This window comes from Alphaproteobacteria bacterium endosymbiont of Tiliacea citrago (assembly GCF_964031065.1).
Taxonomy (GTDB): domain Bacteria; phylum Pseudomonadota; class Alphaproteobacteria; order CAJXXZ01; family DAHXLG01.
The window spans coordinates 264,740-278,827 of sequence record NZ_OZ034995.1 but is presented as its reverse complement, the minus strand read 5'-3'; the positions used below and the strand labels follow the sequence as shown (position 1 = coordinate 278,827).

Annotated in this window: 15 protein-coding genes and 2 tRNA genes; 9 read left to right on the top strand and 8 right to left on the bottom strand. The window is 26.8% G+C overall.

The features are described from left to right. Positions 1-88: 88 nt before the first annotated feature. The 3 genes from AAHM83_RS01490 to AAHM83_RS01480 all read left to right on the top strand — a co-directional run bounded on the left by AAHM83_RS01490 (position 89) and on the right by AAHM83_RS01480 (position 1,419). On the top strand, positions 89-337 hold the full coding sequence (locus AAHM83_RS01490; protein ID WP_342261729.1) for a hypothetical protein: 249 nt from the start codon (positions 89-91) through the stop codon (positions 335-337). A 59-nt stretch (positions 338-396) separates the two neighbouring features. After that, positions 397-684 carry a hypothetical protein gene (locus AAHM83_RS01485; RefSeq protein WP_342261728.1) on the top strand — a complete coding sequence of 96 codons (288 nt, stop codon included), beginning with the start codon at positions 397-399 and terminating at the stop codon, positions 682-684. A gap of 228 nt (positions 685-912) precedes the next feature. After that, the gene (locus AAHM83_RS01480; protein WP_342261727.1) at positions 913-1,419 is read left to right on the top strand and encodes a hypothetical protein; all 507 of its coding nucleotides are present in this window, start codon (positions 913-915) and stop codon (positions 1,417-1,419) included. On the opposite strand, the gene AAHM83_RS01475 is transcribed toward AAHM83_RS01480, so the two are convergent. After that, positions 1,411-3,204: a ribonuclease J gene (locus tag AAHM83_RS01475; RefSeq protein WP_342261726.1), complete on the bottom strand. Its 1,794-nt coding sequence runs from the start codon at positions 3,202-3,204 to the stop codon at positions 1,411-1,413. The two genes, AAHM83_RS01480 and AAHM83_RS01475, sit on opposite strands and share 9 nt — an antisense overlap. 170 nt (positions 3,205-3,374) lie before the next feature. Here AAHM83_RS01475 and AAHM83_RS01470 point away from each other — a divergent pair, with 170 nt between their 5' ends. Continuing rightward, entirely contained in the window at positions 3,375-3,569 is a 195-nt protein-coding gene (locus AAHM83_RS01470) for a hypothetical protein (RefSeq protein ID WP_342261725.1), read from the top strand. Positions 3,570-3,900: 331 nt separating this feature from the next. On the opposite strand, the gene AAHM83_RS01465 is transcribed toward AAHM83_RS01470, so the two are convergent. Both AAHM83_RS01465 and tsaD read right to left on the bottom strand, forming a co-directional pair. Then, positions 3,901-3,973 (bottom strand) — tRNA-Phe (locus AAHM83_RS01465). Positions 3,974-4,145: 172 nt separating this feature from the next. Continuing rightward, complete coding sequence (gene tsaD, locus AAHM83_RS01460) at positions 4,146-5,099, bottom strand: tRNA (adenosine(37)-N6)-threonylcarbamoyltransferase complex transferase subunit TsaD (protein ID WP_342261724.1); 954 nt, start codon at positions 5,097-5,099, stop codon at positions 4,146-4,148. 121 nt (positions 5,100-5,220) lie between these two features. Between tsaD and AAHM83_RS01455 the strand changes: the two genes are divergently transcribed. The 3 genes from AAHM83_RS01455 (at position 5,221) to AAHM83_RS01445 (ending at position 7,569) form a co-directional block, all read left to right on the top strand. Continuing rightward, positions 5,221-6,006 carry a hypothetical protein gene (locus AAHM83_RS01455; RefSeq protein ID WP_342261723.1) on the top strand — a complete coding sequence of 262 codons (786 nt, stop codon included), beginning with the start codon at positions 5,221-5,223 and terminating at the stop codon, positions 6,004-6,006. Between the two features lie 52 nt (positions 6,007-6,058). Then, the gene (locus AAHM83_RS01450; RefSeq protein WP_342261722.1) at positions 6,059-7,303 is read left to right on the top strand and encodes an NTP transferase domain-containing protein; all 1,245 of its coding nucleotides are present in this window, start codon (positions 6,059-6,061) and stop codon (positions 7,301-7,303) included. 193 nt (positions 7,304-7,496) lie between these two features. Then, a tRNA-Phe gene (locus AAHM83_RS01445) sits at positions 7,497-7,569 on the top strand. Positions 7,570-8,177: 608 nt separating this feature from the next. On the opposite strand, the gene AAHM83_RS01440 is transcribed toward AAHM83_RS01445, so the two are convergent. Then, complete coding sequence (locus AAHM83_RS01440; protein ID WP_342261721.1) at positions 8,178-8,432, bottom strand: hypothetical protein; 255 nt, start codon at positions 8,430-8,432, stop codon at positions 8,178-8,180. A 222-nt stretch (positions 8,433-8,654) separates the two neighbouring features. Between AAHM83_RS01440 and AAHM83_RS01435 the strand changes: the two genes are divergently transcribed. Next, positions 8,655-8,831 carry a hypothetical protein gene (locus AAHM83_RS01435; protein WP_342261720.1) on the top strand — a complete coding sequence of 59 codons (177 nt, stop codon included), beginning with the start codon at positions 8,655-8,657 and terminating at the stop codon, positions 8,829-8,831. 33 nt (positions 8,832-8,864) lie between these two features. Beyond that, positions 8,865-10,802: a replication restart helicase PriA gene (gene priA, locus AAHM83_RS01430; RefSeq protein ID WP_342261719.1), complete on the top strand. Its 1,938-nt coding sequence runs from the start codon at positions 8,865-8,867 to the stop codon at positions 10,800-10,802. Here priA and AAHM83_RS01425 read toward each other — a convergent pair. The 4 genes from AAHM83_RS01425 to AAHM83_RS01410 all read right to left on the bottom strand — a co-directional run bounded on the left by AAHM83_RS01425 (position 10,799) and on the right by AAHM83_RS01410 (position 14,084). Further along, the gene (locus AAHM83_RS01425; RefSeq protein ID WP_342261718.1) at positions 10,799-11,152 is read right to left on the bottom strand and encodes a hypothetical protein; all 354 of its coding nucleotides are present in this window, start codon (positions 11,150-11,152) and stop codon (positions 10,799-10,801) included. The genes priA and AAHM83_RS01425 overlap by 4 nt on opposite strands. A gap of 31 nt (positions 11,153-11,183) precedes the next feature. Beyond that, positions 11,184-12,194: a hypothetical protein gene (locus AAHM83_RS01420; protein ID WP_342261717.1), complete on the bottom strand. Its 1,011-nt coding sequence runs from the start codon at positions 12,192-12,194 to the stop codon at positions 11,184-11,186. Positions 12,195-12,277: 83 nt separating this feature from the next. Continuing rightward, on the bottom strand, positions 12,278-12,820 hold the full coding sequence (yihA, locus tag AAHM83_RS01415) for a ribosome biogenesis GTP-binding protein YihA/YsxC (protein WP_342261716.1): 543 nt from the start codon (positions 12,818-12,820) through the stop codon (positions 12,278-12,280). Then, positions 12,813-14,084: a hypothetical protein gene (locus AAHM83_RS01410; RefSeq protein WP_342261715.1), complete on the bottom strand. Its 1,272-nt coding sequence runs from the start codon at positions 14,082-14,084 to the stop codon at positions 12,813-12,815. Before AAHM83_RS01410 ends, yihA begins: the two co-directional genes overlap by 8 nt. Positions 14,085-14,088: the final 4 nt, after the last annotated feature.

Sequence of the window (14,088 nt, the reverse complement as noted above, 5' to 3'; positions counted from 1 at the left end):
AAACCAAATAAAAAAGTCATTAAGATTTATTAAATAAAAAAATGCGAGTCATATTGAGTTAAATGTCATATTTTGCATATCATATAACATGATCTTATTTATAAGCAAGAAAAATTATATAATATGTTTATTTTTTTTATTTTCAATAAAAGCACCTAACTACTATAGAGGCGTGGTTTTAGAAATAAACAGAGTAACAAATGATGAGCCAATTTTAGGAATAGTTGAAACAGGATATCAAACACGAGGATTAGACGCCCAGACAACCGAAGACTCCCCTTTCTATCAAGAGATAGTAATCCCAGAAATAAATTCACATCTAAGCAAAAATATATAAAATTACTTATAAGAACACTTCTTTTTTCTTTTGATAATACGGACTTAACTCAAGAGCAGATGCTTGAAATCAATAAAGTTTTAAATCATACAAAAGCATCTTTATATATTTCTATTTATTCTGTTAATTTGTATTTATTAAATTCTCACGATATAAAAAAAAATTCACGAATATTTTATAACCTATTAAAAGAAGATCTAGATTTTTTAGTTTCTTTTGTAGAGGACATATCTATAGACAGCAACGAAGAAAACAGACAAATCAATATCTTTCTTCAAAATAAAGAAAAAGAACTAAAAAAATTAATTAAAGAGTACAAAAGGTACTATAAACCAAGCCTTTGGTAAAGGATAAAAAACAAAGTACAAAAAGAAAAATGTTTTCAGTGTTTAAACTAAAAAAAAACTTTTGCTTGAAATAAAAAAATCCACAATATGAATTTTATAATCGAAACAATTGAAAAAAATAGTTTAATAGAAAAAATTACATTTCTCACACAACATATTACGAAAATTTACAAAACGAATACAAAAACCTTGTTGATTCTTGTTATCCTTTTTTATAATTTTAAGCATATGAAAAATATTTTTTTAATTTCTGAAAAAACGTTAAATCAAATTGAAGATAAATCAAATTTTTTTGAAAAAGCACTTGTGATTTTGTTTAAAGAAACCTATAAAACAAACTTTACAAATCAAAAAGTTAAAGAGGTGATTACTTCAGCTCAAATTGCACAAGATTTTTTAAAAGCAACAAATAAAAAAATATGGACAAACAACACAGAAAAAGCAAAAGAAATTACTGAAAATTTTGATAAGGAAAATTTCGATATATTTTTAGTATATGCAGATAAAATTTTAAATGAAACAAAACTTGAAAACAAAATTGCATTAATTATTGAAAAAAACAATCAAATTAATGATATAGATTGCGCAAAAATAGTATTACTACCACCTTCTCCTATAATAGTTGAAAAAATATTAAGCAAACATCCTGAATCAAAAATAAAAACGATAAACGAAAAAGATGAAGGCCTTTTTCAACTTAATTATTACTATCAAAACATAAATAAATTAAGCTAAAATTTGTACGTTCACAATAGGATTTTTTTTGATATGATTCCAAACAAACTTTTTAACCATATATATAATTTTTTTGCGAACTTCCATTAAATTTTTATGAGCACCTTTTTTTAAAAAATCATTAATAGAACATGATTTTAAAAGCCTATCTAATTCAATTTTGAGATGTTTATTTAAAGTATCCTTATTCTTAACATCATGTTTATCATCAAAAACACCAATATTAGAAAGCATAGAAATTAAAACCTTACCCCTCAAACCAACAGAAACAGCAACCATACCAGATGAATTTAATTCTGATCTTTTAAGAAAAACTTCACTAGTTTCATCAACCAATCTTGAACCATCAACAACAAGTTTTTTTGTTTCTACAGCTCCAAATTTAAAAACACCTTTTTTTGTAATAGAAATGATAACACCATTTCTTAAATTAAAAGTAGCAAATCCTTTTGATTTAGCAAAAGCAATATGAGAAACACGATGCTCAGCTTCACAGTGCACAGGAATAACACAAGCTGGCTTAACAATATCTAATAATTTTGCAACATCAGGTTTTGATGGATGACCAGAAGCGTGAATACAAGATTCTGAATTCCAAGGATGAATAATTTTAACCCCTTTTTCAACCAATTTATTAATAATTTTTCTAACTGCTTTCTGTCTACCATCAATAACTCTTGCAGAGAAAACTAAAGTATCATTTTTTTCTAAAATACTTCCAGCAGACCTCATTTCATTAGCCATCTTCCATAAAGCAGAGTTTTCTTCAGCTTGAGATCCAGTTGAAATAATCATTAAATTTTCAGGAGCAATTGAATTAGCCTCTTCATCTGAAACCAAAAGATCATCTTTGATATAATTTAAATTAGCAGAAATTTCAACAGACTTTTTCAAAGAAGTACCAAGCACCAAAATTTTTCTTCCAGCAGCCCTAGCAGCCTCAAAACAACCTTGAATTCTTGAAACGTTTGAAGCAAAACAAGTTAAAACAAAGCGTCCTTTTTTTGAACTCAAAACAAGATCTTTCAAAGATTTTGCAACAGTAAGCTCAGAAACAGCAGGATTATCCTGATGAATATTAGTAGAATCTGAAACTAAAGCTTGAACACCATGTGAAGAAAAAGCCTGAATAGATTTAAAATCAGTGGGTCTTCCAACCAAAGGAGAAGGATCATCCTTCCAATCTCCAGTATGCAGAACTCTAATACCATCAACTTCTATAGCTAACATTGTATTATCAGGAATTGAGTGAGTAGCATTAATCCATTGAATTTTAAAAGGACCAAGTTCTCTAGTTTCTCCAGCAACAACTCTTTCAACCTTATAATTTTTCTTACGAATATAATCCATCTTTTTTTTGATTAATTCAGCAGTAAAAGAAGTTGCGTAAATAGGAACCTGCAAATGATCATAAAGATAAGGAAGAGCCCCAATATGATCCTCATGTCCATGAGTTATAACAATAGCATTAATTTTAATACCTAAATCTTTTAAAACGCTTAAATTTGGCATAGAAACACTAGCACCAGGCAACTCTTCAAAAGTAACACCACAATCAACAAGAATAGCAAACCGTTCATTGTTTTTTTGATAAAAATAAACAGTCATATTCATACCAATTTCTTCAGCGCCAGCTAAAGGAACCATTTTCAACACGCCATCTTCAAAAACATTCACCTTCTTTTTTTTATCATCATCCAGCACAACGCCAGCATCCTTTAACAAGCTGTTTAGCTCATTAATATCTTTGCTAGCCTTCTGGATAGCACCATCTTGATATGCCATACCCATTCTCCTAAATAAAAAAGCAAAAAACCAAATTAAAGAAAAACAATGTAATATTGATTTAAGCTTAAAATATTACATGAATGGTAACAGAAAAAAGAAAAAAAAACAATTTAAAAATAAAAACCCCATTTTGACAAAAAGAAGAAATGATTGTATTCTAGAATCATATGAAATACTTTTTTATTTTCTGCTTTTTAATAAAAATACAAACAACTCTAGAACCAAAGGATCTAGAGATATTATGTCGTTACACAGAAAAAACACCAGTGCAATGCTTTATTGGCTTAGAAAAAAAGAGAGTTAAAAAAGAGTTAGAAAGAATGGAAATAACGCCACAAGAAAAATTTGCTGTTATCTATTAATACACTTTTTTTAATGCAAAGATACTCAATAATCAACGAGCTTGTGAGAGTCTCTTTACCCCAAGAAAATAGATTAGCTCTTGTTCGGAAGATTAGGAAGAAGATCTTGGGGATGATTGTGGCTCTTGCTCGAAAGAAGCTCTTATTGAATATACAAACCCAGATAAATTTTTCATTAATTTTTGGTTTTCTATAGTAAATAGAAGGCCTAGATGTGTCAAAAAAAACGAAAATTACAATCTTTTTCGTTCCTTTATAGAAGATATAAGGCTAGCAAACATTTTTTTTGAATTAAATTATAAATTAAAAATAAATCTTGCTAAAAAAAACGTGCCCAGAGCCGGAATCGAACCAGCGACACGAGGCTCTTCAGGCCACTGCTCTACCAACTGAGCTATCTGGGCTCTTGTCTTAATATATCAAACCAAAAACAAAAATAACAGCTTAAAATTATTCAAAAAAATATAAATTATGCAAAAATTAAAAATAGAACTGTTACAAAGTTGGAGTAAAACGTCCACCAAACTTTCATTTAGGTGACCGTCACAATTTTCATTTAAAAAACGCAATTTAATTTCAAAAGGCCGAACAAAATGGTTTTAAGTTATACTGACTAGAGACAAAAAACCCTTTTTGAAAAAACAAATCTGCTACAGCTGCAATCATGACCCCGTTATCTGTGCACAATTCAACTGGAGGATAATAAACAAAAGCACCAAACATTGAAGCTTTTTCTTCAATTAGACTTCTAATCACTTTGTTTGAAGCAACTCCACCCGATATTACCCAATTTTTAATTTGATTTTTTAAATAAAATTTTGCAATTTTTTCAATTAACAAATAAGCAACGTGTTTTTGAAACTGATCACAAAAATCTGCTTTTTTTTCATCTGAATCATTAATTGAAATTTGTCGAATAGCTGCTGTTTTTAAACCAGAAAAAGAAAATTCATCTCTGTCTATCATGGAGTTTGGAAAAGAAAATTCAAACAAATGAGAGGCATTTAAAGCAGCTTTTTCAATATGAACACCACCAGGATAATCAAAACCAAGGTGCCTAGCTACTTTATCAAAAACTTCACCAACAGCATCGTCTAAACTTCTCGAAATAATTTTGTACTTATCAACATCATAAACTTCAATCAAAAGAGAATGTCCTCCAGAAATTAATAAAGCTAAAAAAGGTAAATCAAAATGATATAACCAATAAGGAAGAAAAAAATGGCCTTCTAAGTGATTAATACCAATAAAAGGAATGTTTGAGCCATAAGCTAAACCTTTCGCAAATGAGGATCCCACAAACAAACTACCAATCAAACCAGGGCCATTAGTATAAGCAATTAAATCAATGTTTTTAAAAACAGATTTAACTCCTTCAAAAATAGCAACGTGATGTTGTCTTGCTGCATATTCAGGAATTACTCCGTGTTTATGATCTTGTTTTAAAACAATGTTTTCTAAAATTTTGTTATTCTCAATAACAGCAATACCTGTATCATCACAACTCGATTCAATTCCTAAAATTCTCATATCAAATTATATTATATTCAAAAAATAGTATTATTAAAATTTTAGATATACCTATAATATAAGTTTCTTGTTGTAAAAATAAAATTTACAAGGGCACTTCAAATATGCTTTAATTAAAAGCATGACAAAAATTTTTAAAAAACACTCTTTTATCGTATTAGGCACAATTTTAAAAGCTATTGAAACGCCAGCTCCCAGTTTGCAAGCAACTGAATATAAAGTTATAAACTATACCGAACAGGAAAAATATTTTCTGAAAATTAAAAAATATTCTCAATATTTTTCTCCTTTAACCACAAAATCTTTTTGTTTTTTTTCAATTTTAAAAGACTTGGATAAAATTGATTTACAAGAATATAAAATAAAACAAGAGAAATTCATTTATATTAACCGAGTCATTCAAACATTAACCGATAAATATATGTTAAATTATTATGTTCAAAATGATTTTAATATAATTTTAAAAGAGCTTTGGGATCAAGACACTTCAAGAACCGTTGATCAAATTACTCAAATTTTAAAAACACATAATGTTCTTGACAACGAAAATAATCTTAATATTGAGTTTTTAAATACGATTTACAAAGATTTTTTGCTTACACAAATCATGATTAAAAAATATCTTTCAGTAACAAAATATGGCTATTTAGATTATTTTTATTTAAACGATCTTTTATCTGATTTTTACAATAATCAGTTGTTAGATCAAAAATTATTAAAAAATTTTTTTAAGTCAAATTTAAATTTTTTTTCTAGCCCAGAAAAACTATGTTCTCTTAGCCAAAAATTTCCTTCGAAAATAAAACAAAATCTTGAAAATTTTATGATTTCAAAAAAAGATTTAATAAAACAAAACGAATTAAACAAATTCCCAAATTTTATTAAAACAAAAAAAGAAAAATTTTAATTAAAAACCAAGGCTCTTTTGTTATAGTTGAAAGTTTTATATAATAATTCGAATGAATGTGCTCATATTAGCTGGAGGATTAGGAAGTCGTTTTTTTTCTAATAATTCAAAAATTTCAGTTAACTTTTGGGGAATTCCTATTGTAAAAATGCTTTGTTTAAACGCACAAAAAATATCAGAAGAAGTATATGTTGTTTTAAGAAATGAATTTAAAGATTTACCTAAAAATACAAAAATAATATATCAAAAAGAGGCCTATGGAACAGGTGCTGCGGTACAAAGTTATTATGAACAAATTAATGAAAAAAAATCTGTTTTAATAATACCAGGAGATGCTCCCTTAGTTGATCATGAAGTAATGAAAAAATTTAAAGAAGAAAAAGAGAACGCAGATATAATATTAGGAATAATGAAAACACCAAAAGGAATGGAATATTATGGTAGGGTTTTTATAAAAGACGATGAAGTTGAAAAAATTTTAGAATACAAACAATATAAAGAAAAAACAAAATATGTTAATACGGGTATAATTTTATTAAATCCAAAAGTTTTGCACTTATTAAACGAATTAACAGAAGGAAACAACAAGGAAACATATTTAACCGAAATTATTGCAATTGCAAAGACAAAAGGTTTTAAAGTTAAAACATTAATTTTAACGCACGAAGAAGCGTTGGGTTTTAATACAATCTCTGAATTTCACAAGCTATTAGGAATAGCTCAAAGCAAATGGCGAAAAAAAGCATTAGAATCAAAAGCAATATTTTTTGATATTAAAAGAGTGTATTTAAGTTACGATACAGCTTTTGAATTAGGTTCTGTAATTGAGCCTTACACAAGATTTCTTCCTGGTGTAAAAATAGGCCCCAAAGGAACAGTAAGGTCGTTCAGTTCTTTAGAAAATTGCTATATTAACGGAACGGTTGGTCCATTTTCAAATATAAAATCAGGAGAAATTCATGAGGATGCAGAAATAGGATCTTTTGTAGAAGTTAATAGATCTGTGATTGGAAAGAAGTCAAAAGCAAAGCATTTATCTTATTTAGGAGACGCAAAAATTGGTACAAAAGTAAACATTGGTGCAGGATGTGTAATTTGTAATTATGATGGCAAAAATAAACATAAAACAGAAATAGGCTCCAACTCACTTATTGGAGGCAATACCACATTAATAGCACCTATTAATGTGGGTGAAGGGTCGTTATTAGCGGCTGGAAGTACATTTACGGAAAATGTAGAAGACGATACCTTAGCAATTGCGAGGTCTTATCAAACTAACAAACCCAAAAAAAAATAAAAAAAATATTTTGATAGAAGCAAACTTTTTTTAATAATTGAAAGTTTTAAGTCGTTCTTTAAACAATGAAAAAAATACAAAACGCTCTAATTGCTGTTTGTTTGTCAAGCATAAAAGTCTTTTTGAAAATTTTTAATATTTACATAATTTTAAGCTGTTATTTTTGTTTTTGGTTTGATATACTAAGACAAGAGCCCAGATAGCTCAGTTGGTAGAGCAGTGGCCTGAAGAGCCTCGTGTCGCTGGTTCGATTCCGGCTCTGGGCACGTTTTTTTTAGCAAGATTTATTTTTAATACACTTCAAAAACATCGCTTTTTTCTATGTTTTAATTTTTTGCAGTTTGATTTTTAAGATTGTTTTTTATTTATTAATCAAAATCAGCCACAGAGTTATAAATATACAAAATACATTCGAAATCGTAAGTTTTTTAGTTGTTTTTCAAGCTTTTTTGATAGTTTTTTAATAATCTTTTTTAGGCTTGATTAAGTCGCACGCTTGTTTTTTTTTGCATTAAGACACCTTCTAGCCTTATAAAGTTTTGAAAATTTGTTTTATAATTTTCGTTGTTTTGGAGTTTTACTTCTATTATTGTTCTTATTGTGTTTTGTGTTTCTAGGGGGGGGCAGACAATGTGTCAACGGTTAGATGGGTTTCAAACAAACCTTAATTTCTCCTTGATTCTATCAATTTTATTATTCTTGAGTTTTTGCTCGATATCATCTTTATATTTCTGCATCACAGCTATATCCAGAATATATTTTTTTTCTCCGTTTTGTATTTCGAATGTAGCGGAATAGTCGCGTTGACGTCGCTTTAGCGTATCAAATGTTCTATATGTCTCTGTATTTTTATCCTGATGTGCCAATATAGAATCTATACAAATTCTTTTTTTATATCTTCTATTATAATTTTATTGTACAAAAAATGAACCTCATGAACATAATTTTTTGGATTAATTTTAATCTTAATATTTCTGTTCTTTATTATTTCAAAGTCTTTTTTGGCCCTTTCCAAGTCCATAAAAAAAACCTGACTATAATATTTATCTTCATTTGATTTAATTTGAGAAAAAAGGTTGTGGTGCCTTATTGTTGCTTGTAAACACAAATAGCCGCTTATAAGGGACACTATCTTCAAGGTTTTGGTAAGCATAAAGCTTGTGGTATATAACAGAATGCCAAAGATGAATGAAAAAAAGTTATCTGGATCATTTTGATCATTAAGGTTGGCTTTTGTCACTTTGCTCTTGTCAAGTAAAACATCATATGTAACTTGAATTGTTAAATTATGCTTTTCACAAGCTCGTTTATTATTGAATCTCTTTTATTTAAGAAGAGACCGCTGTATAAAATGGCAAGTTTTTCTTTTGGTGTTATTCGCGTTGTTTCTAACATTTCTTTAATTGTTTCTTCTGTTAAACCAAGAAAGCACCGCACCGGTGCTTCTTTTATGCAATTACACAATATCTCTACATCCTTTAGTTCTAGCGTTGTTTGTACTTTTTATTTTTGTTTTTCTTTAATTTGAGTCTTTTTTAATATTTTTTTATACTGAAATAGTATGTTTTTTTTTAATGTTTACGCCGCGAATTCGTTTTGCTCAAAACCATATATATATGCGTATTCCGAAGATTTAGAAAAAAACACAGTAGTATCAATAAGCTTTGGAACAAAAACATGTTTTGGAGTAATTATTTCAAAATCCACTGAAATTCCAAATTATAAAACAATTATAAAGGCTTACAAATTTATTTTAAAAAGCACTTTTTTTTCGTATCTTTTGAATTTTGCATCATATTACTATTTAAATATAGGAGCGGTGTTAGAACTTGTTTTTCCATCAATTGCATTTCAAAAAGGATATCCAATATTATTAGAATATAATGAAAAAAATTATGCTTTATATCAAATATTAAAAATATTACCACTAAAAAAAATTAAAGAATTAAAAAAAATCACTTGCCAAGAAAACATAAAAAACATCGGTACAACTATAGATATTAAATTATCTGAAGATCAAAAAAAAGCTGTATTATTCATTAAAAATTCTAAAAAAACATGTCTATTAGAAGGCGTCACAGGATCAGGAAAAACGATAGTAGCACTAAAATCAATTAAAGACTTTTCAAAAAAAATTTTAATATTAGTACCAGAAATTAACCTAGCATATAATTGGGTAAAAACAATTGAAGAAACTTTTAATATTATACCATTTGTTTATAATTCTAAAATTTCCAAATCATTCAAGAAAAGCTTTTATAATTGGGCTATTTCAGACGATCCTGGCATAATAATAGGAACAAGATCAGCCCTAATGATTCCATATTCAAATTTGGATTATATAATAATAGATGAAGAGCATTCAACCTCATACAGACAAGATGTATATCCCTATTATAACGCTAGAGATATGGCAATTTTACTATCTAAAAACTTACAGATTCAAACTTTATTGCTAAGCGCCACACCATCATTAGAGACCATTTACAACATAAAAGCGAATAAATATGACCATATTAAATTAATTAGAGAACCAAAACACGGACTAGCAAAAATTTCATATATAAAAGGAAACGCTAATGAAATTTTATCTGCAGAAATTTTAAGTAAAGTAAAAAAAACATTTGAAAAAAATCAACAAGTTTTATTTTTTTTAAATAGAAAAGGCTATTCTCCATATTGTTACTGTAATAAATGTAAGAATATTTTGATGTGCAAAGACTGTGAATCTGCATTAACTTTTTATTTGGGATACAAAATAATTTGCCACAAATGCAACAAAAAAAATTATCTACCAAAAACTTGCCCAGATTGTAATCAATCAACAACTTGGTCATTTTGGGGGCTGGGAGTCCAAAAATTAAATGAATTTTTACTTTCTATTTTTCCTAACAATGTTTTTTCAGTGATAACTTGCGACTCTGAAGATATATCTGAACAACTCAATAATATATATGAAAATAAAATAAATGGTATCATTGCTACACAAATTTTAGCGCAAGGGTATGATTTTAAAAATATTGCATTAGTTATAGTTGTAGATGCAGATATGGGCCTTGTTTCAACAGATTTTAGAGCTATGGAAAAAATTTATCAGCTATGGCAACAAATTCGTGGAAGAAGTGGAAGACATGACATCCAAGGAGAAATGATTCTTCAAAACTTTAAGAAAGAAAATAGATTTTTAGAACTATTTAAAAAAAACAATGTAATTTCATATTTATTAGAAGATAGATATAAATTTGACTGGCCGCCATTTTCCAAAACTGCATTTTTAAAATTTAAAGGAAAAAATCGAGAAAAACTTGAAAAATTTGTAGATTCTTTGCAATTTAATAACCCAAAAATATTAGGTCCAATGTTTTTTGGGCTTCAAAACAAAATATTTGAATTTCGTTTTCTTGTAAAAGCTAAAAATCATTTAGAAATAAAAGAAATTATAAACCCTATCTATAAAAAATTCAAAACAAAAATCGAGATTGAAATAGACCCTTATTAAAACAAGTACCCATTATAAATATAATAAATATAGATCAACGTAAAAGTTAAAATTATACTAAAAATAAATCCACATATAATATTTGCCTTTATTTCAGATAAATCAACATCCGGATTTGTTTTTTTTAAATTTTTTTCAACAGATTTATTACCTATTGCATTATAAAACAAATAATTGGTGAAACAACTTATTACAATTGAAGTAGATAAAACAAAATTCAAATAAGGTTTTATAAAACTATTTGAAGAGTCTTCTTTATTTTTAGATTCTTGACACATAAAATTTCCTTGACTATCAAAAAAACTAGCATTTAATTTGAAAGCACAAAAAAACAAAATTTTTTTATTCATAATTTCATTATAAGTGAGCTTACAATTGTTTTTAAAGACTTTTTTTTAGATGTGAAACATCTTCAAAAGAAGCTTCATTAGGTGTTTGCTCAAGATAAGCTTCATTAGGTGTTTGTTCAAAAGAAATATCATTTGAAGAGTTGCTCAATGTTTCTTGGTCTCCAATTTGATTTAAGTGTGTGATTTTTTTCATATTACCTTCTTCATCGATAACAACTCTATATGTTTTACTAGAAAAAAAAGAATAAGGATTATGAGAGCTAACGCACTTATTGAACAAAAAAGATGAAGTTTTTGTGTTGTCAGTTGCCAATTTCGGCAACTCTTCTTTCTCTTCATTTGCTAAAGATTCTATCTGGCATATCTTTTTTGATAAAATAAGCCTCTTTAAAACAACGTAAATCATATTAGATAAAACATTAAGCACATTTTTTCTTACAGATTCTTCTTTTATTTTTGAAATTTTATCAGCTATTTGTAAGAAAAGGAAATTTTCTTTATTTAAATCTTCTTGAGAGGATTCATCTTTGGTTTTAACATATAAAAAACGAACAAAAAGACTAATCATATTTTTTTTTATATAGGCTTCTCTTATTTGTGAAATTTTATCAGAGACTTGCAAGAAAAGAAAATTTTCTTTTAAACTTTCTTGAGAGTATGTATCTTTATTTTTAACATCTAAAACTTCTTTATAAGGCCTATTTTGTGCTTTATTAATAAGCCCCCAAAAAAAAGAAAAATAACCTTTAGGAACAACTTTGAAAAATTCATTTATAGGTAAAGGAATAGTTAAAATATTATATATAATAAATGATAAAAGACTAAGTTGATTGGTTTTTATCGGATCTTCTTTTGTTTTAGATGTTTTTTGTAAAAGGCGTAAGAAAAAGAAACCCTCCTTGTTTAAACCACTTAGCAATAATGGGTTGCTGTTATTATACAAAGAAATAATCCGATTAGCTCTTAAAACTTCTCGACTTACTTCATTTTTTTTTACTGAAAAAACATGAAAAATCATTGCAATATATATGTGTAACTTCATCTTTAGATTTTATATTTTTATAAATAATTTAATTAGTTTTTTTATATTCTTTTTAGCTGCCAAAAATCAAAATTTAAAAAATTCTAGAAATATAATATTTTTTTTCTAAGTTCTAAAATACCCAAGCCTGTTTTAACACTAACGAAAAAACCGTTGTTTTCTGGCTTTTTATCTTGTTTAGTGTAAATAATTTCAGTTTTTAAACCTTTAAACATTTCCATAATAGTTTTATCTTCTTCGCAAATATTTCTTCTGCTATCCACTAAAATAAACACAATTGAAGCTCTGTTTTTTTTTATATATCCATCTAACATACTATCCCAAAATTCTCTTCTACCTTGAGAAACTTTTGAGTATCCATATCCAGGTAAATCTATGATATTTATATTAGGTAATTCTAAAAAACCTATCCATTTTGTACATCCTGGATTTTTTGAAACTTTGTTTATTTTATAATTTAATAAAATATTTATTAACGAAGACTTCCCAACATTTGATTTTCCTATAAAAACAATTTCTTTTTTTTGGTTATCAGGTAATTGATTTGCATTATAAACTTTTTTATAATTCAAAACTTGTAATTCTTTGCCAAATTCCAATAATTCTTTAAAATTTAAATTACCCATAATATTTCACGACCCTACTATAAATATAAAAAGAAAAAATATTAAACCAATGTAAAAAAACAAAACCAATTAAAGGCAATTTAGGATATCCTAAAAAAAAGATAGAAAATAAAATTGTAATAAATATCTGATTATTTTTGAATAAAAGTGCGTTATATATGACAATTGTCAGCATTACCAATAAAATAATAGAGTAGTTTATTAATTGCGTATTAGGAATTAGATTTACAAATTCAATAGTACCAAAAACAGATTGAAAAATTGTTAATGAAACAATTAACAAAATCTGGCCTAAAAAATGAGTTATTTGAAAATATCCATATCTATTATGAATTTCTTTTATCATTAAATTTTTTTGATTAAAAGATAAGTTAGAAATCGTATTAATAGCATTTAATTCTGGTTGCATTGAATCTAATGTTTTTTGCATCTTAATAGACTCAATAGAAAAAGGTAATATAATCAAGCCAAAAATAATAAAAATAAGCAAAAGTGTTAAAAAAATATTTTTAGTTTTTTCTTGAATTTTTTTTGTAATAATAAAAATTGGTTTAGATAAAAAATAAAGATAATATCCAAAATCTATTATATCATCTAAATTAGCAAATAAAGTTTGATTTTTTAAAATAGAATATTGATTACAACTAGAATGCAATTGATATGTTTCGTTAATTTGCAAGCAATTAAAATTTTCTTTATAAAAAATCATCAAATCTTTTGTTATTTCTATTTTCTCATTGTTAATTTTAACAGCTAACACATTGTTTTCTGAAACAAAAGCTAGCCAGCCTACTTTGTCCGAGATAGAAAAAGAATTTACTTTTGATAAAATTTCATCAATTTTTAAATTTGACAAGTTTGTAATTATTTGGCTTTTTTTATTTTGAGAAATATTTTTAAAGATTACAGAATGTCTTAAATTAATTTTAACATTACTAAACACAGCAACATCTAAAAGTGGCTGAAGTGGGTTTTTTCGATTAATTTTTAGTTGATAAGTAACGTTGTTTTTCTTAGATTTGTATTCTAACATTTCGAATCCATCTTTGATCTTTTTAGTCCAAACTGTTTCTTTGTTAGGAACATCTTCATATCCAAAAAACTCTACAAAAACTTCTTGATCATTTAATTTTATGATTCCCCCTTTTTTTTCGAGTTTTATTATAGATGGAATAACTTCTTGTTCTTGTTCTAAGTTTAAGTTTTCAGTTAAAAAAAATATCCCTAAAACAGAAAACAAACTTAATAATTTTGCTTTAAACATAAAC

Excerpts from the sequence above, each read along its gene's own strand:
- AAHM83_RS01490 (WP_342261729.1), top strand. The coding sequence starts at position 89 with ATGATCTTATTTATAAGCAAGAAAAATTATATAATATGTTTATTTTTT.
- AAHM83_RS01485 (WP_342261728.1), top strand. The coding sequence starts at position 397 with ATGCTTGAAATCAATAAAGTTTTAAATCATACAAAAGCATCTTTATAT.
- AAHM83_RS01480 (WP_342261727.1), top strand. The coding sequence starts at position 913 with ATGAAAAATATTTTTTTAATTTCTGAAAAAACGTTAAATCAAATTGAA.
- AAHM83_RS01475 (WP_342261726.1), bottom strand. The coding sequence starts at position 3,204 with ATGGCATATCAAGATGGTGCTATCCAGAAGGCTAGCAAAGATATTAAT.
- AAHM83_RS01470 (WP_342261725.1), top strand. The coding sequence starts at position 3,375 with ATGAAATACTTTTTTATTTTCTGCTTTTTAATAAAAATACAAACAACT.
- tsaD (WP_342261724.1), bottom strand. The coding sequence starts at position 5,099 with ATGAGAATTTTAGGAATTGAATCGAGTTGTGATGATACAGGTATTGCT.
- AAHM83_RS01455 (WP_342261723.1), top strand. The coding sequence starts at position 5,221 with ATGACAAAAATTTTTAAAAAACACTCTTTTATCGTATTAGGCACAATT.
- AAHM83_RS01450 (WP_342261722.1), top strand. The coding sequence starts at position 6,059 with ATGAATGTGCTCATATTAGCTGGAGGATTAGGAAGTCGTTTTTTTTCT.
- AAHM83_RS01435 (WP_342261720.1), top strand. The coding sequence starts at position 8,655 with ATGGCAAGTTTTTCTTTTGGTGTTATTCGCGTTGTTTCTAACATTTCT.
- priA (WP_342261719.1), top strand. The coding sequence starts at position 8,865 with ATGTTTTTTTTTAATGTTTACGCCGCGAATTCGTTTTGCTCAAAACCA.
- AAHM83_RS01425 (WP_342261718.1), bottom strand. The coding sequence starts at position 11,152 with ATGAATAAAAAAATTTTGTTTTTTTGTGCTTTCAAATTAAATGCTAGT.
- AAHM83_RS01420 (WP_342261717.1), bottom strand. The coding sequence starts at position 12,194 with ATGAAGTTACACATATATATTGCAATGATTTTTCATGTTTTTTCAGTA.
- yihA (WP_342261716.1), bottom strand. The coding sequence starts at position 12,820 with ATGGGTAATTTAAATTTTAAAGAATTATTGGAATTTGGCAAAGAATTA.
- AAHM83_RS01410 (WP_342261715.1), bottom strand. The coding sequence starts at position 14,084 with ATGTTTAAAGCAAAATTATTAAGTTTGTTTTCTGTTTTAGGGATATTT.